Consider the following 22310-nt stretch of genomic DNA (forward strand, 5'->3'; position numbering starts at 1 on the left):
GCAAGCTAGTTAACCGGACTGAATTGGTCGGAAATGGGGCGTTATGGGAATCCGTCTATGCACGAAGGGACAGGGTCAGGTTTGGCGAATCAGCTGACTGCGGCGCCCTTCGCCTTCACCTCCGCCGCAGCCCGAAAGACGGCATGGTCGAAATAGAAGGGTTTGATTTCGCAGCATTTCCCGTCGCGGAAGCGGAACATTTCGCACAGTTCTGCCGGCGCAAGCGAAGGGTCGGCGAACTGGAACGATAGTATCGTCACCGCGTGATCCTTGCCCGCCGTGGTCTCGACACGGTTAAGACCAGCAACATCCACCAGCCCCATGACCTTGATGTAGAGTTCCTTCAGCGCATTCTTGCCGCGATAGACACCTTCCATCGGCAGGCCCGGCGCTTCGCTGACGATGAAGTCGTCGGTCAGCATGGAGGCTGCCTTGTCCCAATCGCCCGTGCCGGTTGCGGCATAGAGGTCGTCAACAAACTGGATCATCTCTTGTGCGGTCATGGTCATGGCGTTGTCCTCTCTCGTTCTTGACCACAGGATCAACCATGCGCTGCTTCGCGGAAACCTAGCGATATGGCTAGCGATGCGTTTGCGCAGGGCGCCGCTAAGGTCCGCTCATGGAGAGGACACGCCAGATCACGCTCGCCCGCCGCCCCGTCGGCATCCCGGTCCCCGAGGACTTCTCGCTGGTCGAGGTTGACCGGCCTGTGCCCGGCCCGGGGGAAATCCTCGTGCGCATGCGGGTAGGCTCGTGCGATCCGGCCATTCGCGGTTTTCTTGACGACCGCCCGAGCTACTTGCCGCCCGTTGCGCTCGGCGCACCGATCAACGGCATGTCGCTTGGCGAAGTGGTGGAATCGAACAACCCGGACTGGCCCGTCGGCACGCTTGTGCGCACGTTCGCGGTCTGGTCGGAATACTACGTCGTCGGCGCAGATGCGCTCGGGATCGAGAAAGTGGAGCAGGCGCCGGGCGTGCCGCTCCAGCATTACATGGGCGCACTCGGGCCGGTCGGCCTCACTGCGTGGGTCGGCCTGTTCGAGATCGGCAAGGCAAAGGCTGGCGAAACCGTGGTCGTCAGTGCCGCGGCAGGCGCGACCGGCAGCACCGTGGTCCAGCTTGCCAAGGCGGCAGGGTGCCGCGTGATCGGCCTTGCCGGTGGCCCGGCGAAGGCACAGATCGTCAAGGAACTCGGCGCGGATGTTGCCATCGACTACCGCTCCGTGAGCAATCTGGCCGAAGCGATCAAGGCAGCAGCGCCAGACGGGGTCGATGTCTATTTCGACAACGTCGGCGGTGAAACGCTCGACGCCATCCTGCCGCTGATGCGCCTGCACGGCCGCATCGCCGTCTGCGGCATGATCGCGCAATACAACGATGCCGATAATCCCCACGGCAACCGCAACCTGTGGCAACTGGTGGTCAATCGCCTGACCATGCGCGGCTTCATCACTTATGACCACCCCGAGGTTCTGGGCGAAGCGCAGGCCATGCTCGATCGCCTCTTCGCCGAAGGGAAGCTCAAGCCGCTGGAGAACGTGCGTTCGGGCATCGAGAAGCTGCCCGAAGCCTTCATCGAACTGATGAGTGGCAAGACCACCGGCAAGACACTGGTGCTGATCTGATGGCGGTGCTGGCCGGAAAGATCGCGTTCGTAACCGGCGGTGCATCGGGCCTCGGCGAAGCCATCGCCCGCGCCTATGCCAGCGAAGGCGCGTCGGTCATCATCGCCGACATCGATACCGCCAATGGCGAAGTTCTCGCCACGGCACTCGGCGCGCGCTTCGTCCATCTCGACGTGACGCAGGAAGCCTCCTGGGCCAAGGCGCTCGCCCCGTTTGAGCGCATCGACGTGCTGGTCAACAATGCCGGGATCACCACCCTCGGCTCGATCGAGGAGATCACGCTCGACCAGTTCCGCCATGAACTCGATATCGACGTGCTCGGCGTGTTCATGGGCACGCAGGCCGTCCTGCCGAAGATGAAGGCCCATGGCGGGTCGATCATCAACATGTCCTCGCTGTCGGGAGTGAAAGCCTCGGCCAACCTCGTCGCCTACAACGCGGCCAAGGCGGCGGTGACGCTGATGACCAAGTCCTGCGCCCTGCACTTTGCCGAAAAGGGCTATGGCATCCGCTGCAACTCGATCCACCCCGGCGCCATCCACACGCCGATCATCGACAAGGTGCTGGCGCAGAGTGACGATCCGGACGCGCTTTACCAGAGCTTCGTCGATGTCCACCCGGTCAAGCGCCTCGGCAAGCCTGAGGAAATCGCGGCCATGGCCGTGTTCCTTGCCAGCGATGCCAGCGCCTTTGCCACCGGCGCCGAATTCCGCGTCGACGGCGGCGCCTCGATCTGATGAGCGGGCTTCCGATCCGGCAGGTGGCGTTCTTCGTCGAAGACGTGCGCGCGGCCGCCCGGGCACACCATGAAGCCTTCGGCTCCGGCCCGTTCTTCGTGGCCGACAACATTCCGCTGGCCCGCGCCGTCCATCGCGGGGTGGAGCGCGAGCTGGATCACAGCTCTGCCTATGGCCAGTGGGGCGATGTGATGGTGGAGTTCGTCGCCCAGAACAATCCCGGCCCCTCCCCCTTCCGCGATCTCTATCCCGAAGGCTCGGGCCGCTGGGGAATGCATCATGTCGCGGTCTTCGTGGACGATGTCGATACGGAGCTTGCCCGCTTTGCCGCACGTGGCGCACCTTGCGCCCTGCGCGCCGAGATGACCGACGGGTTCGTCTTCGCCTTTGCCGACACCACCGCCACGCTGGGCCTGTTCACCGAACTCTACGCCCCCACAAAAACGCTGGTTGATTTCTACGCCATGGTCGCGCAGGCGGCTAAGGATTATCGGGGATCCGACCCGATCCAGACCATCCGAATGACTTGAGGACCGAGACGTTGAGCGAGACCTGGCACAGCCTGATTGCCGAAACCGAATTCCCTGCCGAGGGCAAGGTCGCCACGAAGATCGCCGGCTGGCACGTTCTTGTCGCAAAGACCGAAGACGGCCTGTTTGCCGTCAACGATCGCTGCACCCATCAGGCCGCGCTCATCTCTACCGGCCGCATCCGGCGCGGCGCGGTGATGTGCCCGCTGCACGGCGCGCGGTTCGAAATGGCCTCTGGCCGCTGCATCGGCGGTGCCTACAAGGACCTGCGCACCTTCCCCGTCCGCGTCGAAGGCGGACAGATCGAGGTGTGCATTCCCGATGATGCCCCCGGCATGGACGAGTTGCCGGTCGTTCTCTGAACTCGCTGAAAGCGCAGGTTCACCCTGCCCGCAGGCGCGTTAGTCTCCCCACAGCCAAACCAACGGGAGAGACAGGACCATGCCCTTCACCGGCCCCGCCGAAGACCGCCTCGCCATCCGCGAGCTGCTCGAAACCTATGCCGACGCCGTCACCCGCGTCGATGCCGACGACTGGGCCGCGACCTGGGCCGAGGACGCCGAATGGTCCCTGCCCGATTACCCCGAACTCGGCACCACCCGTGGCCGCGCGGCGATCAAGGCGATGTGGATCGAGGCGATGAAGAACTACCCCGGCATCATGTTCGAAGCCTGGCCGGGGTCGATCGAAGTCAATGGCGATACCGCCACCATGCGCAGCTACACCAGCGAGGTCTACGACCAGAACGGCACGACCATGCGCGATCGCGGCGTCTATGAAGACACTTGCGTCAAGATCGATGGCAAATGGCTGTTCAAGAGCCGCTCATTCCGCAACATCCACCGCCAGCACGCCCCCAAGGGCTGCTGAGCGGCAGCACGGTTCAGGGTGCGCGGAACCACGCACCCTTGAACCACAGCGCCAGATTGACCAGCGCGATCAGCACCGGCACCTCCACCAGCGGCCCGATCACCGCGGCAAAGGCCACGGGCGAGGCAAGGCCGAACGCCGCAATCGCCACGGCAATCGCCAGCTCGAAGTTGTTCGATGCCGCCGTGAATGCCAACGAAGCCGTGCGCTCATAACCTGCGCCAATCGCCCTGCCCGCAGCGAACGCGGCGACGAACATCACCACGAAGAACACCACCAGCGGCAGACCCACCTTCAGCGCATCGAACGGCAGGGCAAGGATTTCGCCACCCTTGAGGCTGAACATCGCCACGATGGTGAACAGCAACGCCGCCAGCGTCAGCGGGCTGATCGCCGGCACGAACTGCGTTTCGTACCAGTCGCGCCCCCGCGCGCCGACCAGCGCCTTGCGCACCAGAAATCCGGCGAGGAACGGCACTCCAAGATATGTCAGCACCGCCTTGGCGATCATCGCGAAGTCGATGTCCACCACCTGCCCTTCCAGACCGAAAACCGGCGGCAGGAAGGTCAGGTAGAACCAGGCATAGGGCACATAGAACAGGATCTGGAACAACGAATTGAAGGCGACCAGCCCAGTCACGTACTCGGGGCTTCCCCCCGCCAGCTGGTTCCACACCAGCACCATGGCAATGCACGGCGCAATGCCGATCAGGATCAGCCCGGTCATGTATTCCGGATTGTTCGGCAGCAGCAGCGCGGCCAGTGCGAACATGAACGCGGGCGCAACGATCCAGCACAGCCCGAACGAAACCGCCAAGATCCTGCGATCGCGGAACACCTCTCCCAGTTCCTCGTAGCGCACCTTTGCAAGCGGCGGGAACATCATCAGGATCAGGCCGATGGCAATCGGGATGCTGGTCGAACCGACCGTCATCGCCCCCAGCGCCTGCGGCACCGCCGGCACGAAACTGCCGAGCGCAATGCCCAGCGCCATCGCGGCAAAGATCCACAGCGTAAGCCAGCGATCGAGGAACGAAAGGCGCGGACGTTCAGGCGCCAGTGCTGCAATCGTCGCCATCAGGCAGCTCCTTCCATCTGCGCGATCCGGGCAAGTTCGCGCGTCAGTTCGGCGCGCTCCATGGTTTCAAACGGCAGGGCGAGCAGCGCGGCCACGCGCATTTCCAGCCAGGCCCAGGTCTGCTCGAACGCGGCATCGACCGCGGCGTCATCACCTTCGACATCGGCAGGATCGGGCAGGCCCCAATGCGCCTTCAGCGGCGCCCCCATGAACACCGGGCAGGCCTCGCCCGCGGCATTCCCGCAGACCGTGATGGCCAGATCGATCGGCGGCGCGTCAGGCCCGGTAAACTCGTTCCAGCTCTTTGACCGGAACGGCGCCACGTCGATCCCCTTGCGCGCTATCAGCCGCAGCGCGCCGGGATGCGGCACACCCTTGGGCTTGCTGCCGGCACTGTACGAAACGATCCGCCCCGCCCCCATGGTGCCAAGCAGCGCTTCGCCAAGGATCGAGCGTGCCGAATTGCCGGTGCACAGCACCAGTATCGAGAACGGACGATCGCTCATCAGCAGCATCCCGCCTTCGCTGCCGGGGCGGCAACCTTGGGGGCGCAGCACGCCGTGTCCGAGGCATGGGCCGAAGCGAGCGGCGCAAAGTCCGGGCTCTCGCCATAGACCGTGCTTTCACCCTCGGTCAGGAAGGCCTCCCAGATCACGCCATCCGGATCGGCGATCCAGCTCTTCTCCGACTTGGCGTAGCAGCAGGTCGTCGCGCCTTCCGCGATGACCGGTCCCTTGGTATTGGCCAGCCGGCCATAGACTTCGGCCAGGTCTCCGGCACTTTCCACCTGCAGGCCGATGTGTTCGATCCCCTTTGCCGCCCCGTCCTTGCACGAGATGGCAAAGTTGATGCGCGGGTCCTCCAGCATCCACTTGGCGTAATCGGCCTTGGTCACGGTCGGCTCGGCACCGAACAGGCCGGAATAGAAAGCGATCGAGGCATCGAGGTCGGCGACGCCGACGTGAACATGGAAGCGCTTCATGCGACGTCCTTTTCGGTTGAGCTTGAAGGATGGCAATCGATGGCGGGCACGCAGGCCGCGCCGCCACAGCAGTTCTCGGTCAGAAAGCCCATGACGGCTGCCATCGCCCCGTAATCGGCGGAGTAAAGGATCGACCGGCCCTGCCGCCGTTGCCCGACCAGCCCGGCATTGGCGAGCTGGGCGATATGGAAGCTGAGCGACGACGGCGCGATGTCCAGCGCTTCGGCCAGCGCGCCTGCGGCAATGCCCTCGGGCCCGGCCTGCACCAGCAGCCGGAATGCGGCAAGCCGATGTTCCTGCGCCAGCGCTGCCAGCGCGCGTACGACGAGTGCAGAATCCACGGACGACCCTTTCGATTCGATAATTCAAGAATAATTGAATTGATCGCCGATGCAAGGCGCAATCGTGCCCCCAAACGCAAAAGGGCGGAGCCGAAGCCCCGCCCTTTCAGTGTCGCTTGCGCCTGATGCGATCAGAAGCGCTTGATCACCGAGACCTGCACCGTGCGCGGCAGGTTGCCGAAGCCGAGCTGGTCGGCGCGGACGCCCGCCGCCGTGCCCGTGCCGCCACCGGTCGAAGGCCCATCGACCACGCCGCTGACGTAGAAGCGGTTGGTCAGGTTTTTGCCGATCACCGCGATTTGCCAGTTGTCGTCCTCCGCCCCGAAGCGGATACCGGCATCAAGCACGGCATACTTGCCCTGGCGCGAGAACGGATTGCCGAAGCCCGAGGCGAGGTAGCTCGAGGAATAGCGGGTATCGACGTTGAAGCCCAGCTTCAGGCCTTCGCCCGCAGCGGTCTCGTAGCCCACGCCAAAGGCCCCGGTCCATTCCGGCGCCACCGAAAGAGGCGCCCCGTTCAGGTTCTGGCGCGCATCCAGCCCGCCCACCAGCGTGCAACCCTGCCACGGAGTCTGCCCGGCATAGCACGGTGCCGAGGGGAAATCGGTGTAGCGTGCCTTGGTGTAGTTGATCGAACCGTGGACGTTCAGCCCGTCAATGCTGCGCGGGGCGTATTCGAACTCCAGCTCCACGCCCTTGGTCCGCGCATCCGCCGTCAGCGTCTGGAAGGCGAAGATCGGGGAGTTGAAGAAGTCGACCTGCAGATCGTTGTAGGCATAAGTGAACGCCACCAGGTTCAGGCGCAGCTGGTTGTCGGCCAGCGTCGTCTTGATACCGGCTTCAAAGCCACGCGCCTTTTCCGGATTGAAGGTGAGATCCGCCAGCGGATCGGACGAGAACTTCGAGTTGATGCCACCGTTCGAGAATCCGCCAGACTTGTAGGCCGTCTTGTAGGCGCCATAGACAAGGATGCCGTCCTGCGGCTTCCAGGTCAGCGTCACTTCCGGCGACCAGTCGTCGAACACCTGCTTTGCGGTCACTTCGCCCAGGCCGTCGGGATCGTTCTGGTCACGGAAGATCCCCTGCACGCCCAGGTTGTTGTAGGGCTGCGTGAAGAAGCTGTCCTTGGTCTCGTGGGTATAGCGCACGCCGCCTGCCAGCTCGAGCGTGTCGATCAGCTTCCACGTCACCTGCCCGAACAGGGCCGCAGTCTCGCCATCGGTAAAGCTGGTCTTCGACGAGGCGACAAAGCGGTTGGCTGCAGAGGCGGTATCGTCACGCAGCCCGGCGAACATGACGTACTGCGCAAAGTCGCGCTTGGTCTTCTGGTACAGCCCGCCCACCATCAGGTTGATCGGACCGTCGAACGAGGTCTGCGCACGCAGTTCCTGGCTGAACGCCTTCCAGGTGCTGTTCTCGGTAGCCCAGGTGCCGTTGTTGCTGCTCTGGAAGTCGCAGGCACAGGTCCAGCGGTTGTTGTTGGTGTTGTAGTTGGTGACCGAGCTGATCGTCACGTTGTCCAGCTCGTAAGAAACAGCGCCGTTGATCGCCCACGAGCGATAGCGGTTGTAAAGCTCGCCATTGTCCTTCGCGAAGGGGAAGTCCTTGGCAATATCGGCGGGCATGTTGTTCTGGTGCGTCACGAAATCGGTGCCGCAGCGATACCCGGTCAGCTGGCTCACGCCCGTGGCGAGGCCGCAATTGTAGGCCACGTAGTTCCACGAGGAATTGTTGACCTGATTGTAGTTGTACGAACCCTTGAGCGTCATCGTCAGACGGTCGGTCGGGGTGTACTTGAGCGTCACGCGGCCCAGGAACTCGTCTTCACCCGGCGCGCGCGATGCGGCAGGCTTGGCCACCGAACCGATCGGATTGCCGCTGCCGCCCGCCAGCAAGTTGCGGATGTCGACGGTGGTATAGGTGCGGTCGACCGAGACGTTGCGATAATAGCCGCCATCCATGATCGAACCGCGCGCGGCAAAGCGCACGCCCAGCGTATCGCTCAGCGGGATCGAGGCAATCAGCTCGCCCTGATACTGGCGCGAACGGAACTCGTAACCGGCGCGCGCAATGAATTCGCGGTCCTGGCCGGGATCGTTGGTGGCCAGGCTGATGACGCCTGCGGTCGCGTTCTTGCCGAAGAACAGCGCCTGCGGACCCTTGAGCACTTCCACGCGCTTCAGGTCGAAGAAGCCTTCCTGAATGATGCGGCCCTGCCCGTAATAGGCTCCATCGACCACAACGGCGACCGACTGCTCGATACCGATCGAGGTCGAGGACGAGCCGATGCCGCGCATCGTCAGCTGCGCGCCCGAACCGTTCGAGGCACGTCCGACGTTGAGGTTGGGCGTGGCCGCAGCGATCTTTTCGATCGAGGTGATGTCGCGCTGCTGGATGGTCTTTTCGGAGATGGCGGTTACCGCCACCGGAACCGTCTGCACCGATTCCTCGCGCTTGCGCGCGGTTACGATGATTTCCTCGAGGCCGCCTGCAGATGCGCCTTCCTGTGCTGCATCCTGCGCCATGACCGGTGCGCTGACGCCAAGTGCGCAAGTGGCGAGAAGAATTCCCTTGATGGTGCGCATGACCGCATCCTCCCTTTGTGATTAGTCTCGCGCGTTTACGCCTCCTGTAACGAACGCTCGCCTCGCCAATGCGTTAGCCTCTTCCTTTGGCTAGGTGCTGCGCTGCCGTAGCGTCGGCACCTCTGTGCCTTGAGAGGAATTCCCATGACCGAAAACCGCTTCTGGCGCCTTGATCGTCACCCTGAAGGCTCAAACTTCGAAGCCGCGCTCAGCCTGCAGACCGAAGCCCTGCCGCCGCTGGCCGATGGCGAAGTGCGGGTAAGGGTCGGCTACCTGTCGATGGACGCGGGCACCCGCATGTGGATGAGCCCGCGCACCGATGGTTATCAGCCGCCCCTGCCGCTGGGCGCGAAGATGGCGGGCCTCGTTCTCGGCCACGTTAGCGAAAGCCGTGATCCCGCCTATCCCGTTGGCGCACTGGTGCGCGGCTTCGGCCAGTGGGCGGAATATGCCACGATGGTCCCTGCCCTCGCAGGCCTCGAAATCGTCGATGATACCGTGACCGACATCCGCCACCACTTCGGCGCGCTCGGCATGAACGCCTGGACGGCCTATGTGGGCGTCAAGGAAGTGGCCGCGATCAAGGCGGGCGAATGGCTGGTGGTCTCGGCGGCTGCCGGAGCCACGGGGTCGATGGCCTGTCAGGTCGGGCGCAATCTCGGCGCGAAGGTCATCGGCATCGCAGGCGGACCGGAGAAGTGCCGCTACCTGGCCGAACAATTGGGCGTCGATATCGCCATCGACTACAAGAGCGATGATGTTGCCGCGCGCCTTTCCGGGATCGAAGGCGGCGTTCACGCCTATTTCGACAATGTCGGCGGGCCGCTGCTCGACGCAGTCCTGCCCAACATGGCGCATTATGGCCGCGTCGCCGTCTGCGGCATGGTTGCGGCTTATGACAACGATGCCCCCCTGCCCGGCCCCGCCCGCTTCGATCAGGTGCTGATGCGCCGCTTGCGCATCGAAGGCTTCTTCATCCCCGATTTCCTCCATCGCGGTGCGGAATTTCTGCCCGTCTTGCGCGAATGGGTCGATGCCGGGACGCTGACCGTCAATCTTGACGAGACACAGGGGCTGGAGAACACGCTCGTCGCCTATCGCCGCATGCTCTCGGGCCAGGCGATCGGCAAAGTCATCGTGAAAGTCGCCTGATGCCGATCATCAAGCACCGCGCCCCGCTCCAGTGCCTCGTCGCCGTGCGCGGCCATCCGTTCGATCGCACCGCCTTCGACGCCATGTTTCAGGCCATGGACGGCATCTCGGCCACCATGGTCGATCAGCCCGCCGCCGCGCTGCTGATGAACCCCGATGCCATGCGCGGGTTCGATGCGCTGGTACTCTACGACATGCCCGGCCTCGATTTCGAAGCCCCGGAAAATGCCCCGCTCTACCGCGAGCCCTCGGCCGAACTGCAGGCCGGATTCCGCGCCCTGCTCGAACAGGGCAAGGGCGTGGTCGCGCTGCATCACGCGCTGGCAGGCTGGCCGACCTGGGGCGAATATCACGATTGGCTGGGCGGGCAGTTCTTCTACCATCCCGGCCAATGGCGCGGGACCGCCGTGGCGGACAGCGGCTATTGCCACGATGTCACTCACGAGATTTCGGTCGTCGCCGATCATCCTGTCACCGCCGGCCTGCCCGAAAGCTTCACGCTGACCGACGAACTCTATCTCGGCCAGATCCATGAAGCAGGCGTGACCCCGCTCCTGCGCTCAAGCGCCGCTTTCGATCGCGATCACTTCTGGTCGGCAGACCGTGCAGTGAAGGGCGAAATGTTCAGCCGCGAAGGCTGGGATCACCCGCCCGGCTCCAATCTCGTCGGCTGGACCCGGCAGGCCCTCAACAGCCGCCTCGTCTATCTCCAGCCGGGCGATGGCCCCTCGGCCCACGACAACCCGCACTACCGCCGCCTGGTCGAGAACGCGATCCGCTGGGTGGCCTCGTCCTGAAACAATGCGTCCCCGCGCAGGCGGGAACCTCGGTGATGTGACGGAACTTCAGCTTAAGCCGACTGAGGTCCCCGCCTGCGCGGGGACGCATCGGCCCGGCAGAATCAAAGCGCCGTCATGCCTCCATCGACCACCAGCTCGGTCCCCGTAACATAGCGGCTCTCATCCGAGGCGAGGAACAGGTTCATGTTGGCGATATCGAGCGGCGCGCCCATGTAGCCCATCGGCACCAGCGCGAGCGTGGCGTCATAGTTCGCCGCATTGTCTTCCTGCGCCACACCCTGGATGTTGGTCAGGATCATGCCCGGATGGACCGAATTGACGCGGATGCCGTCCTTGGCGGTTTCCACCGCGATCGTCTTTGAAAACAGGCGCACGCCGCCCTTCGCCGCGGCATAGGCGCCGCAGGCGGGCACGCCGATCAGCCCCGCCACCGACGAGATGTTGATGATCGAGCCCTTCACCCCGGTCTTGCGCATCAGGATCACCGCGCGCTTGGTGCCCTGGAACACGCTGTCGAGGTTGACCGAGTTCTGCAGGGCCCAGTCGGCGCTGGTCATTTCCTCGATCGGGCGCAGCACCGCGATACCGGCATTGTTGACGCACACGTCCAGCTTGCCGTCCTCGGCCTCGATCGCGGCGAAGACTTCGTCCCACTGCGCCTCGTTGGTCACGTCATGCAGCAGGGCCCGGGCCTCACCGCCCGCCGCCCGGATACCTTCGGCCACCTTTTCGGCCCCTGCCAGATCGTGGTCCGTCAACCACACCTTGGCGCCTTCCTCGGCAAAGCGCTGCGCGGTGGCGCTGCCCAGACCCGGCACCGAAGCGCCACCGGTGATCAATGCGACTTTTCCGGCAAGACGGCCCATTAGAAACTCTCCCTATAAAAAACCGGAGGGACGGAAAGGAACGTCGCCTAAGCGACCCTCCCCCGCCCCCCGGCAAGGTGGATCAGGTTATATGCGCTGGCCTCAGAACTTGAAGCCCGCGGTCACGCCGTAGGTCCGCGGTTCAAGCGCCATGCCGAACGACCACAGGCCAGCCACGGTGAACGCGTGGGTCGTGGTCTTCTCGTTCAGCAAGTTGCGGGTGAACACGCGCAGGTAGGCCTTGCTGTCCTTCAGGTCGAAGTTGAAGGTCATCGACGCATCGACCAGATCCTGCGTGGTGGTGCGCACGCGCGGATCGTTGCCCCCCACCGTGATCAGCGTCGCCTGGCCCGAACCGTTCAGCGTCGGCGTCAGCGAAGCTGCCGAAAGCTGTTCATCATAGGGCGAGATGTGGCGCCAGCCGACATTGGTGGTGATGTCGCCAAAGCCGGTCGGTGCGACGTATTCCGCGCCCAGCGACGCGGTGAAGTCCGGCGCATAGATCAGGCGGTTGGCCGAGTAGTTGAACGGCACCAGCCCCGCACCGCAGGCATTGGTCGCCACCGGCCCTGCCGCATAGGCGCCGCAAGTCACGAAGTTGCGGAAGTGCGAATCCATGATCGCGATAGAGCCGGTGATGCGGAGGTTGTCGGTCACACGCAGCGTGCCGTCCGCCTCGATGCCCTTGATCAGCGCACCGCCCGGCACGTTGCCGGTGATCGTCTGGTTGCCGGTGGGGCCGCCCGGAACGGTCAGGTTCTGCTGCATGTCCTTGTAGTCCGACACGAAGCCGGCAAGGTTCAGCTCGAGCTTGCGGTCGAACGCCGAAAGCTTCACGCCCACTTCATAGGCGTCGACCGTTTCAGGCTGGAACGGCGTGCTGGCGGTGGCAGCCGTTGCCGCGCGCGGGCTGAACCCGCCCGAACGGTAACCGCGCGACCACGAGGCATAGACCATCACGTCCTGGTTCGGGCGCCAGTCGATGCCGACCTTGGGCGTGAACTTGTTGAAGCTCGCCTTGCCCTTGCCGACCAGTGCGATCTTACTCAGGTCGATGTTGTCGGGGTCAAGCAGCGTGTTGGCGGCAAAGCCGTTGCTCAGCTCCTTCTTGTCGTGGCTGTAACGGCCACCGAATGAAAGGCGGAAGCCTTCGGCAAAGGCCCAGTTGAAATCGCCGAACACGGCGTAGCTCTCGGTCTTGCCTTCCACGCGCTGGGCGTTGCGGTCAAACAGGGTCGGCGGGGTGTTCGGGCTGAAACCGAACACGCGCGACCACTGCGTCAGGTCGTATTCCGACTTGAAGTAGAAACCGCCGACCACGTAGTCGAACCCGTCGAACATCTCGCCCGCGGCGCGCAGCTCTTGGCTCCACTGTTCGTAGTGCTGGCGGCGATCGACATAGTAGAGGTCGGTCGAAGAACCGTCGAAGTCCTGCGTCTGCGCTTCCGTGCTCTTGCGCCAGCCGGTGATCGAGGTCAGCTTCACGCCGCCCGCGTCATAGTTCATTTCCAGCGTCGCTTCGGGCGCCTTGTAGTTGCTCGAAGCGGCGTCGCCGAAAGTGGTGTAGAGATCGGTGGTGGTGTTGCGGTTGCATTCGCGCGCCGGGATGAACGCGCAGAACACTTCGCTGCTGTTGGTGATGTTGCTGACCACGGGGTCGAACACCTGCTCGACCTGGGCCACGGTCAGCTGCGCATCGAAGCCCGAACCGGTCGGTTTGAACAGCAGGCTGGCGCCGTAGTTCTCGCCATTGCTCCAGCCCGCGTCGACATTGCGCACGACATTCTTGTAGAAACCGTCAGTCTCGTTGTGGAAGTACCACGCCTTGACACCCCAGCTCTCCTCGTTGCCGTAGTTGGCCAGGATCTTGGTCGAGAACGTGCCAAACTTGGCAAAGGTCGCCTCGGCCTTGAGGCCGGGCTTCATCGTCGGCTTGGTGCGCTGGATGTTGATCACGCCGCCGATGGTGTTGGCGCCGAACAGCGTGCCCTGCGGTCCGCGCAGCACTTCGAGCTGGGCGATGTCGAACGCATCCTGCAGCTGGCCGGTGTTGGTGCCGATCACCACGCCATCGACCAGCACGCCCACGGTCGGCGTCTGCGACTTTTCGATGTCGGCATAGGTCAGGCCGCGGATCGAGATGTTGGCCGCCTGCGCGCCCGAATTCTGCTGGGTGATGAGCAGGCCCGGAGCCGCGCCCTGCAGGTCGCCGATGTTCACGGCGGCCTTGCTTTCAAGGAAGGCGGTGTTGACCGCGGTGATCGCCACCGGCGTGCTCTGCAGCGTTTCCGAACGGCGGCGTGCGGTCACGATGATCGCGCCGGTATCGCCTGCATCGGCTGCTGTGGTCTCGTCGGCCTGGACCGCCTGCGGCTCGTCTGCTTCGGTGGCAAATGCCGGCAGCGCAAGGCCAAGCGCGGTCGTGGTCATGGCAACGGCAAGCATGCGCCGTGCAGCAGTGGTTCTCATGTCTATCCTCCCTCCAAGGGTAACCTCGTCCGCTCAGGGACGATGGCTCGCCTCCTTCATCCACCGCTGCGGGCATCGAACCAACTGCGACTTGTTACAGGTGCATGTGCCAGTGCATCATCCATCCTTGCCGTAGCGTTCGGACAAGAATCCGGGAGAGATCACAATGACCGTCAATCGCCGCTTCCTGCTGGCTCGCCGCCCTGTCGGCACACCGGTGCCAGAGGACTTTTCCCTTGTCGAACAAGCCGTTCCCTCCGCGCCCGAAGGCGGCTTCGTGGTGCGCAACTGCTATGCCTCGCTCGACCCCGCACAGCGCGGGTGGATGGACGATGCGCCCAGCTACATGCCGCCGATCCCGCTGGGCGATCCGGTCAGGGCGACGACGGTTGGCGTCGTCGCCGCCTCGAACTCCCCCGACTTCGCCGTCGGAGACTGGGTTCTGGGCATGAATGGCCTGGAAGACTATTCGGTCAACGGCGCAGGCGGATTCACCATGAAGGTTGATGTCGCCCAGGTCGATTCGCCATCGCGGTTCCTGTCGGCAATGGGCGCAGTCGGCCTCACCGCCTATTTCGGCCTGATCGACGTCGCAAAGCCAAAGCCGGGCGAAACGCTGCTGGTTTCGGGCGCCGCAGGGGCGGTTGGCTCCGCGGTCGGTCAGATCGGCAAGATTCTCGGCTGCCGGGTGATCGGCATTGCCGGGGGTGCCGAAAAGTGCCGCCGCCTGATCGAGGACTACGGCTTCGACGTCGCCATCGACTACAAGAACAAGTCGGTCGAACAGCTCGCCGCCGAAATCGGCGCCGCCGCGCCGAACGGGGCTGACGTGGTGTTTGAGAACGTCGGCGGCGACGTGTTCGATGCCGAACTGCTCAACCTCGCCAAGCACGCCCGCATCGTGCTGTGCGGGTTGATCAGCGAATACAATTCGCCCGCCAAGGTCGGCGCGCGCAACCTCTGGTCGATTCTCACCAACCAGGCCACGCTCTATGGCTACCTCATCATGGACTACGCCCCGCGCTTTGCCGAAGGCGGCGCGGTCATGGCGCAGTGGATGGCCGAAGGGCGCCTGCGCATCGACGAGGACGTGCAGGTGGGCCTCGAAAACGCCTACGATGCCTTCATGCGCCTGTTCACGGGCGCCAATACCGGCAAGCTGGTGCTGAAGATCGCCGATGGCCTCTGATCGCCTTACGGGCCGCAGGGCCATCGTCACCGGCGCAGCCTCGGGCATTGGCGCGGCCACCGCTGCGCGCCTCCGCGCCGACGGGGCGCAAGTCTTCACCGCAGACGTGCAGGGCGATGTCGATTTCTCAGGCGATCTCACCGCCCCCGATGCCAATGCCCGGCTTGTTGAACAGGCCGTGGCGGTGATGGGCGGGCTCGATACGCTTGTCCCCTGCGCCGGGATCAGCGCGTTTCACCCCCTCGAAGGCCATGACGACGCCTATTTCCTGCGCGTGATGGAGGTGAACCTCGTCGCCGTCTTCCGCCTCGTGCGCGATGCCACGCCGCACCTCAAGGCCGCTGGCAACGGCCGCATCGTCACCATCGGCTCCACCACGTCGAGCCACGGCGACGAGGGCCTCAGCGCCTATTCCGCCTCGAAGCACGCGGTGCTCGGCTTCACCAAGTCGGTCGCGGCGGAACTCGGCCCGTTCGGGGTGACGGTGAGCTGCGTCCAGCCCGGCGCCATCGCCACGCCGATGACCGCGCCGGCCTTTACCCAGATGCCCGAATTCCGCACCTTCTGGGAGAACAAGGCCCCCTTGCGCCGCCTCGGACAGCCCGAAGACATCGCCGACGTCATCGCCTTCCTGTGCAGCGACGATGCCCGCTTCATGTCCGGCCATGGCGTGTGGGTCGATGGCGGGGCCATGGTGCGGCACTAAAACCCGTTCAGGCCGTTCCTTTTCCAAAGCCGGTCAAGGGCTTGGGCGAGGGGCAGGAACGCCAGTTGATGAAGGTCGCGGCATTCGATGAAGGCAGCGCGCGGGCCGATCCGCCGGCGGCCATGCGCATGGATTACTGGAAGCCCTCCCCCCGGCTCGAAGGGCTGGTCAGCGGCTACCATCTTTACGCCGTCGCGCCGCCGCAAGGGCAGGTCCACAGCGATGTGTTCCAGCCGGCCTGGTTCAACTTGCGCGTGCTGCTCGATCCGCAGACCCGCTGGCAGGTCCGCTGCGGCTCGCCCGAAGCCGTGCGCGTGCCCGATGTCGGGCTGTTCGGCCCCTCGTCCACGGCCTGCTGGTCGCAAAGCGATGCCGGCACCGTCATCGGCGCAGGGATCACCCCGCTGGGGTGGGCGCGCCTCGGCAGCTGCTCCGCTGCCAAGATCGCCGATCGCGTCGTCCCTGCGCGCGACGTGCTGGGCGAAGATGTCGAAGCTCTGGCCCGGCACCTGCGCAACGCGGCGCCCGGCGCGGTCCCTGCAATCTTCGATGCCTGGCTGATCGACCGGATGGGCACGCCTCACCGCGACGAGGACACCATTGCCCGGATCTTCTCGGCCCTGCTCGATCCCAATCTGCGCACGGTCGGCCAGCTCTCGCACAGTCTCGGCATTGCCTTGCGCCAGCTGGAGCGCCTTTGCCTGCGCTCGTTCGGTTTTGCGCCCAAGCTGCTGCTGCGCCGCGCCCGCTTCCTGCGCTCGCTCCATGCGCTGATCCGGGGCGGGCCGGGCCGACGCGCGCTCGCCATCGACGCCGGCTACACCGATTACTCGCACTTCATCCGCGAGGCGCACGAGTTCCTCGGCATGAAGCCCACGCAGTTCCTTGAAGCCTGCGGACCAATGTTCACCCGCTCGCTCCAGTTGCGCCAGGTCGTGCTCGGCGCGCCGGCCCAAGCGCTCACCCGCCCGGTCGATTAGGCCTTCATCACCGGCATCGGCGTGGTTCTGCTTTCGTCGAGGTAATAGGCGATCCACTTGTGGAAGAACTGGTTGCCCGGCTCGTTCCGGCCAAACGTCTGGTGCGTCATCGCCCCGGATTCCAGCCCGTTCTGCACTTTCAGGCCAAGGAAGTAGTCTTCCTCCTCCACCACATCGAAGAAGAAATCGCACATCTGGTCAAGCGCGGCGAGGCCTTCCTCGGTCTCGGGCTTCACCGGGAAGATGTAGTTCATCACGGTGGTGTTCTGGTTTGCCTTCGGCCCGGGGAACAGCTGCGCCAGCTGGCCCATCTCGGGGGCGAGGAAGAAGCTCATGTTCGGAAAGAGCATGCGGATGAAATCATAACCGTTGTTCTCCTGTCGCCCCCACTCCTCGCGCGGCAGGTCGGCCAGGCGGGTGATCGAGTTCTGCGGGAAGCCCAGCCGGATATGCGGCCCGAAGCCCTCGTAGTGGGCGCGGTTCGAAGGGCTGCGCGTGGCCACCGTGTTGGTGTGCGCGGCCTGGAAGTGATAGCCTTCGAGGTAGCCGTCATAGGCGACCTTCCAGTTGGCCCCCTTCATCGTGCGCGCCTTGTGGAAGTACCAGGTCTCGAGGCGCAGCGCGGCGAAGTCCTCATACATCCCGCCCATCCATTCGATGGCGTTGATCGGCAAGTCAGGTGTCAGGATCACGAAGATCAGACCCGCCGCCTCGTCACAGGGCAGCTCGGTCATGTTGAGGGTGGAGCGATCCACCTCGCCGAAGGTGCTCGCCTCGGCAATGCCGATCAGCTTGCCCTCGTTGGAATAGGTCCAGCCGTGGTACTGGCAGGCAAAGGCCTTGCAATTGCCCTTGCCCTCTTTGGCCAGATGCATCGCGCGATGCTTGCACACGTTGAGGAACGCGCGCGCCTTGCCATCCTTTCCGCGGGTGATCAGCACCGGCAGGCCCATCACTTCCATCGCCTTGTAGTCGTTCACCTGCGGCAGCTCGATGGTCAGCGCCAGCATCAGCGGCAACCGCTTGAATATCCGCGCGATCTCCGCCTCGAAGCGCTCCTCGCTGAGGTAGTCCGCCACGGGCACCCGCATCGTGCCGCTTGCCATGTCGGTCGTCCTGGTCTCGACGAAATGGAGCATCCGCTCGGCGGCGCGGGCATACTTGTCGTAAAGTTCGGTCATGTGGGTCAGCCTTTCAATTCAGATCCTTGTCGTAGCTTATGCCCACCCCCGCCCCCTCCCGCCTGCGGGAGGGGAGTTGCAGCGCCGCTCTTCGCCCTCCCGCAGGCGGGAGGGCCGCGAGACTTGGAGAGCGCAGCGAACCTAGTCGCAGCGGGTGGGCATCCAGCGTCAAGCGTTCAGATAGGAATCCAGCGTCTGGTGGATGTGGCGGATGCGCACTTCCTGATAGTCGGCAAGTTCGACGCGCCCGTTCTTCGAAACCTTCAGCCCCTCGTGGCACAGCGCCATGTTCTCGCTGTCCTGATCGAGCACCGCGCCCAGCACGCCAAGCTCGGGCGCGTCGGCCCAGATCTGGTCATCGCCGAGCAAGTGCATCGGCACGCCTGCAGGTCTAGGCTGTCCCTCCGGAACCCGGGCGATCACGCGCACTTCCATCAGGCACTTGTCCTGATCGGGCCAGGGCCGCCAGCGATAGACAATGTTGGGCATGAACCCGCCCCACGGCGCAAAGTTGGGGAACACGTTGTAGACCAGCGCATCAAGCAGTTCGCTTTCGGAAACGCCCGAATAGTCCCCGCCGAACTGCTTTTCCGAAACCTCGCGCATCTTCGCGCCCAGCGCGACGCGGGCGCTGCGCCCTTCCGGCACCGTGATCGCATAGTTGTCCTTGTCCGCATCGTAGTTGTCGGCGCTGCGGCCGTTGTACTTGCGGAATTCGTCGATGATGCGCTGCTGCGGCCAGTGTTCGGCCCTGGCCTGCGCCTCGATATGCGGGCTGACCACGCCGAACGGGGTGTAGTTCACGTTCACGTGCCGGCCCAGCACGTGATAGGCAGCATTGGCATCGCCGGTGAACGGCATCAGCTGCGGGTGGGTGACATAGGCGTGGTAGCTTTCCATGAAAGCCTCCATCGCGATCTTCCAGTTGGCCGGGATGACCTTGGCCACCCATGCCACCGTCACGCAATCCTCGTGCCGCCAGCGCTTGAAGAATTCGGGAAGCGGATCGAGATATTCCTCGATCGTCGGCCCTTCGGCATTTTCGCGGATGAAGATATAGCCGCCCCATTGCGCCACATGGCCTTCGGGCAGTTGCATCTTCCGGTCCGTCAGGTGGGCAAAGTCCCAGCGGCAGGGAATGTTGCGTAAGGACCCGTCCGGGTTCCACGAAAAGCCGTGGAACGGGCAGAGGAACTGTTCGGCGCTGCCGCTGTCGGTCTTGAGCTTGCGGCCGCGATGCAGGCAGACGTTGTGAAACGCCTTCACGCTGCCATCCTCCTGCCGCACGATCAGCCAGGACCGGCCCGCATTGTCATAGGTCACATAGTCGCCCGGCTCGGGCAGGTCCTCCTCGCGCGCGGCGAACTGCCACACCGCGGGCCACATCTTCTCGCACTCGGCGCGGAAGAATTCGGGGCTGTAATACCGCGCCGCATCGATCGGCTCGGAACCGAGATACTGCGAACGGTCTTCGCCCATGAAAGCGGGGGGCTGCACTTCGTCGGCAGCCAGAATGTCCTCCCAGCTGGTGCCGGGGCATCGGGCCTGTTCGAACGCGCCGGGATCGCGGTCTGCCATGTCTTTCCTCTCCATCCTGGTGATAGCGGGAAAATGTCATGCCAGAGGCGCCCGTCGTTTGACCAAGGTCAAGAATCCCCGCCAAGCCCCCCTGTGACTTAGGCTAGGCCGCCGGGAATATCCGCAGTGACGACCGCTATCATGACGCGCTGACGGGGCAGTGAAGGGCTGGAATGGGGTGGAAAAGGGTTGATTTCGGACTAGCATACGCGAATGGATCAAGCACTCGGGTCATGGCGGCAGGACGGGCGGGTTAGCCTTTGGCGTTACCGGAAAGCCCGCAGGATGTATGACGATTGGCACTTCACAGCAGATGCAATGGGCTGTGCCAGCCTGATCGAGTTGTGTTCTATTCTTTCCAGTGCGACAGAACCCGCTCATCGGACTATCAGGGTGACGGATCCCCGAGTGGTTGGGGCAGATAACATTTTCGGCGGTCACGACCTTCGCCTTGAAGTCCCCGCAAAACTCCGCCTTGGCAATGACCTAGAAGGAACCGGGTCGATCGGCCTTTCAGCCGAGATTTTTGCAATGCCCCTCAGACCGGAAGATATCTCCAATCTCTCGGAAGCTGTGAGAGATGTATCAGCCAATCGCGCTGACTTTGGAGTGAGCTTCGGCGCGAGCGACACTATCTTCAGGTTTTGGTGGTGGCCGAAAAACCGCTAGGGCTGAACGTCCGCAATGGCGTCGTGTCCTGACAGTCCGCTTTTGGTCGCAAATGCCCAAAAGCCGCCAGTCTGCACCAACGGCCAGTCCGCCAGCCTTCCCCTCCAATCAGCAGGAACGGGGCTCGGATGCAAAAATTGGCGCCATAACCGCTCAAGGCCCGTCACACCGGGCCTTACTATACAGCCTGCCCCGGGGCCCCGCTGCCCCTTCCCGCACCCCCAAGCAAACAAAAATCGGCCCGGAAAGCGCATTGCCTTCCGGGCCGTTCAGGTATTGCAGCAGCCTCAGGAGGGAGGATAGAGACCGCCGCAGGGCACTTCTTCAGATCACTTCGAAACCTTCACCACCGTTACCGAGCGCGGAGGCAGGGCGATCGTCACACCACCACCCGCTGCCTTGCCGCTGATCGCCTTTGGCGCGACGACCGATGGCGCGGCGAAGGTGTTGACGCTGTCCACCTTCGGCGCGGTCAGCACTTCGCCGCTGGCGCTGCGGAAGCCGGGGATCGTCACGCTCGTGCCCGCATCGGGATCGACGTTGACGAGCGAGACCCACACCTGCCCGCCCTTGTCCTTTGCCGCCATGGCATCGACGCGCGGCAGCTTGCGATCGCCCACCGTGTATTCGCCCGCTGCAAACTTCACCGGCGCGAACTGCGCGTCCTGGAACGGCACGTACATCTTGAACACGTGATAGGTCGGCGTCAGCACCATCTTGCTGCCGTCGGTCAGGATCATCGCCTGCAACACGTTGATCATCTGTGCGATGTTGGCGATCTTCACCCGGTCCGCATGGCGCGCAAAGATGTTGAGGTTGAGCGCCGCGATCACCCCATCACGCATCGAGTTCTGCTGCTGCAGGAAGCCAGGATTGCTGCCCGGGGTCGGTGCAAGCCACGCGCCCCACTCGTCCACCGCAATCAGCAGCTTCTTGGCTGGATCGTACTTGTCCATGATCGCCTTCTGCTTCTTGAGCAGGGTGTCCATGGTCAGCGTATCGGCAATCATCAGGGCGTATTCATCGTTGCCGAAGCCGGTTGCCGGACGCACCGGCGGCCAGCCACCGCCGACAGTGTACTTGTGCAGCGAGACGCCTTCGATATCCCAGGAATAGACGTGCGTGCTCCACGCCTTCATCACTTCCTCGGTATAGTCGAGCTTGTCGCTGTCCCAGCCCACGGCAATGCGCTTCATCCGTGCTGCGCCTTCACGCTGCGCCGGGTTGAAATTGCGCGTGAAGTTGGCGAAGCGCTTCATTTCCTCGACATAGTGGTCGGCCGACATCGCGCCGCCGCAACCCCAGTTCTCGTTGCCGAGACCAAGGATCGGCACCTTCCACGGCGCGGGATGCCCATTGGCGGCCCGCTCCTTGGCCAGCGTCGTGTCCTTCTCGGCGGTCATGTATTCGATCCAGGCCGAAGCTTCCGCCGCCGTGCCCGACCCGATGTTCACCGAGATATAGGCCTCCGACCCGATCTGCTCGGCAAAGTCCATGAACTCGTGGGTGCCGAAGGCATTGGATTCCGGCACGCCTCCCCAGTTGGTGTTGATCTGCACCCGGCGCTTGTCCGCCGGGCCGATGCCGTCGCGCCAATGATATTCATCGGCAAAGCACCCGCCCGGCCAGCGGACGTTGGGCACCTTGAGCGCCTTCAGGGCAGTGACCACATCAGTGCGGATGCCGCGCACGTTCGGGATGGGCGAATCCTTGCCGACCCAGACGCCGCCGTAGATCCCGGTGCCAAGGTGCTCTGCAAACTGGCCAAAGATATGCTTGTCGATCACCGGGCCGGTCGTGGCGGTATCAATCGCAACTTCGACCGAAGCATCCTTTGCCAAGGCAGGCACGCTTAACCCAGCTGCAAAGGTCGCCGCCAGCAGCACTGTCCGAAATTTCTTGGCAATCGGCTTCATCGAATTCGCTCTCCTTTGCGCCGGGGGCCGTTCATGCCCCCGGTCGTATTCTTC

21 protein-coding genes are annotated in these 22310 nt (G+C 63.9%); 10 read left to right on the forward strand and 11 right to left on the reverse strand.

Annotated elements, in window-relative coordinates:
• Window positions 1-89 precede the first annotated feature (89 nt).
• On the reverse strand, window positions 90-509 hold the full coding sequence (locus tag IM701_RS16845) for a nuclear transport factor 2 family protein (protein ID WP_082013445.1): 420 nt from the start codon (window positions 507-509) through the stop codon (window positions 90-92).
• A 110-nt stretch (window positions 510-619) separates the two neighbouring features.
• Between IM701_RS16845 and IM701_RS16850 the strand changes: the two genes are divergently transcribed.
• The 5 genes from IM701_RS16850 (at window position 620) to IM701_RS16870 (ending at window position 3764) form a co-directional block, all read left to right on the forward strand.
• Complete coding sequence (locus IM701_RS16850) at window positions 620-1627, forward strand: NADP-dependent oxidoreductase (RefSeq protein WP_193828502.1); 1008 nt, start codon at window positions 620-622, stop codon at window positions 1625-1627.
• On the forward strand, window positions 1627-2364 hold the full coding sequence (locus tag IM701_RS16855) for a glucose 1-dehydrogenase (RefSeq protein WP_039336726.1): 738 nt from the start codon (window positions 1627-1629) through the stop codon (window positions 2362-2364). Before IM701_RS16850 ends, IM701_RS16855 begins: the two co-directional genes overlap by 1 nt.
• Complete coding sequence (locus tag IM701_RS16860) at window positions 2364-2894, forward strand: VOC family protein (protein ID WP_062344664.1); 531 nt, start codon at window positions 2364-2366, stop codon at window positions 2892-2894. The genes IM701_RS16855 and IM701_RS16860 overlap by 1 nt, the downstream gene beginning before the upstream one ends.
• Window positions 2895-2905: 11 nt before the next feature.
• Window positions 2906-3256: a Rieske (2Fe-2S) protein gene (locus tag IM701_RS16865; protein ID WP_062344663.1), complete on the forward strand. Its 351-nt coding sequence runs from the start codon at window positions 2906-2908 to the stop codon at window positions 3254-3256.
• 79 nt (window positions 3257-3335) lie between these two features.
• Window positions 3336-3764, forward strand: coding sequence for a nuclear transport factor 2 family protein (locus IM701_RS16870; RefSeq protein ID WP_062344660.1), 429 nt, complete (start codon window positions 3336-3338; stop codon window positions 3762-3764).
• Window positions 3765-3777: 13 nt separating this feature from the next.
• Here IM701_RS16870 and arsB read toward each other — a convergent pair whose 3' ends face one another.
• From arsB to IM701_RS16895, 5 genes are all read right to left on the reverse strand, one after another.
• The gene (gene arsB / locus IM701_RS16875; protein WP_193828503.1) at window positions 3778-4842 is read right to left on the reverse strand and encodes an ACR3 family arsenite efflux transporter; all 1065 of its coding nucleotides are present in this window, start codon (window positions 4840-4842) and stop codon (window positions 3778-3780) included.
• On the reverse strand, window positions 4842-5348 hold the full coding sequence (locus IM701_RS16880) for an arsenate reductase ArsC (protein ID WP_193828504.1): 507 nt from the start codon (window positions 5346-5348) through the stop codon (window positions 4842-4844). The genes arsB and IM701_RS16880 overlap by 1 nt, the downstream gene beginning before the upstream one ends.
• Window positions 5348-5824, reverse strand: a complete 477-nt coding sequence (locus tag IM701_RS16885; protein ID WP_193828505.1) for an ArsI/CadI family heavy metal resistance metalloenzyme — start codon at window positions 5822-5824, stop codon at window positions 5348-5350. The genes IM701_RS16880 and IM701_RS16885 overlap by 1 nt, the downstream gene beginning before the upstream one ends.
• Entirely contained in the window at window positions 5821-6165 is a 345-nt protein-coding gene (locus IM701_RS16890; RefSeq protein ID WP_039336738.1) for a helix-turn-helix transcriptional regulator, read from the reverse strand. The genes IM701_RS16885 and IM701_RS16890 overlap by 4 nt, the downstream gene beginning before the upstream one ends.
• A 131-nt stretch (window positions 6166-6296) precedes the next feature.
• Window positions 6297-8750, reverse strand: a complete 2454-nt coding sequence (locus IM701_RS16895; protein WP_193828506.1) for a TonB-dependent receptor — start codon at window positions 8748-8750, stop codon at window positions 6297-6299.
• Window positions 8751-8894: 144 nt separating this feature from the next.
• On the opposite strand from IM701_RS16895, the gene IM701_RS16900 reads away from it, so the two are divergent.
• Window positions 8895-9902 (forward strand): NADP-dependent oxidoreductase, encoded by a 1008-nt coding sequence (locus tag IM701_RS16900; RefSeq protein WP_039336742.1) that lies wholly within the window; start codon window positions 8895-8897, stop codon window positions 9900-9902.
• Window positions 9902-10699 carry a ThuA domain-containing protein gene (locus IM701_RS16905; RefSeq protein ID WP_193828507.1) on the forward strand — a complete coding sequence of 266 codons (798 nt, stop codon included), beginning with the start codon at window positions 9902-9904 and terminating at the stop codon, window positions 10697-10699. The genes IM701_RS16900 and IM701_RS16905 overlap by 1 nt, the downstream gene beginning before the upstream one ends.
• 104 nt (window positions 10700-10803) lie before the next feature.
• On the opposite strand, the gene IM701_RS16910 is transcribed toward IM701_RS16905, so the two are convergent.
• Window positions 10804-11568, reverse strand: a complete 765-nt coding sequence (locus tag IM701_RS16910; RefSeq protein ID WP_193828508.1) for an SDR family NAD(P)-dependent oxidoreductase — start codon at window positions 11566-11568, stop codon at window positions 10804-10806.
• A 102-nt stretch (window positions 11569-11670) separates the two neighbouring features.
• Window positions 11671-14037: a TonB-dependent receptor gene (locus IM701_RS16915; RefSeq protein WP_193828509.1), complete on the reverse strand. Its 2367-nt coding sequence runs from the start codon at window positions 14035-14037 to the stop codon at window positions 11671-11673.
• Between the two features lie 166 nt (window positions 14038-14203).
• Here IM701_RS16915 and IM701_RS16920 point away from each other — a divergent pair, with 166 nt between their 5' ends.
• The 3 genes from IM701_RS16920 (at window position 14204) to IM701_RS16930 (ending at window position 16912) form a co-directional block, all read left to right on the forward strand.
• Window positions 14204-15226, forward strand: a complete 1023-nt coding sequence (locus tag IM701_RS16920) for an NADP-dependent oxidoreductase (RefSeq protein WP_193828510.1) — start codon at window positions 14204-14206, stop codon at window positions 15224-15226.
• Window positions 15216-15932 (forward strand): SDR family NAD(P)-dependent oxidoreductase, encoded by a 717-nt coding sequence (locus tag IM701_RS16925; protein ID WP_193828511.1) that lies wholly within the window; start codon window positions 15216-15218, stop codon window positions 15930-15932. Before IM701_RS16920 ends, IM701_RS16925 begins: the two co-directional genes overlap by 11 nt.
• Window positions 15933-16000: 68 nt before the next feature.
• Entirely contained in the window at window positions 16001-16912 is a 912-nt protein-coding gene (locus IM701_RS16930) for a helix-turn-helix domain-containing protein (RefSeq protein ID WP_193828512.1), read from the forward strand.
• Here the strand turns inward: IM701_RS16930 and IM701_RS16935 are convergent.
• The 3 genes from IM701_RS16935 to IM701_RS16945 form a co-directional block, all read right to left on the reverse strand.
• On the reverse strand, window positions 16909-18093 hold the full coding sequence (locus IM701_RS16935; protein WP_193828513.1) for an SRPBCC family protein: 1185 nt from the start codon (window positions 18091-18093) through the stop codon (window positions 16909-16911). The two genes, IM701_RS16930 and IM701_RS16935, sit on opposite strands and share 4 nt — an antisense overlap.
• A 168-nt stretch (window positions 18094-18261) precedes the next feature.
• Complete coding sequence (locus tag IM701_RS16940) at window positions 18262-19671, reverse strand: SRPBCC family protein (protein ID WP_193828514.1); 1410 nt, start codon at window positions 19669-19671, stop codon at window positions 18262-18264.
• Window positions 19672-20669: 998 nt separating this feature from the next.
• Window positions 20670-22256, reverse strand: coding sequence for an alpha-N-arabinofuranosidase (locus tag IM701_RS16945; RefSeq protein ID WP_193828515.1), 1587 nt, complete (start codon window positions 22254-22256; stop codon window positions 20670-20672).
• Between the last annotated feature and the right edge of the window lie 54 nt (window positions 22257-22310).

Source organism: Novosphingobium sp. ES2-1 (assembly GCF_015169775.1).
Classification (GTDB): Bacteria; Pseudomonadota; Alphaproteobacteria; order Sphingomonadales; family Sphingomonadaceae; genus Novosphingobium; species Novosphingobium subterraneum.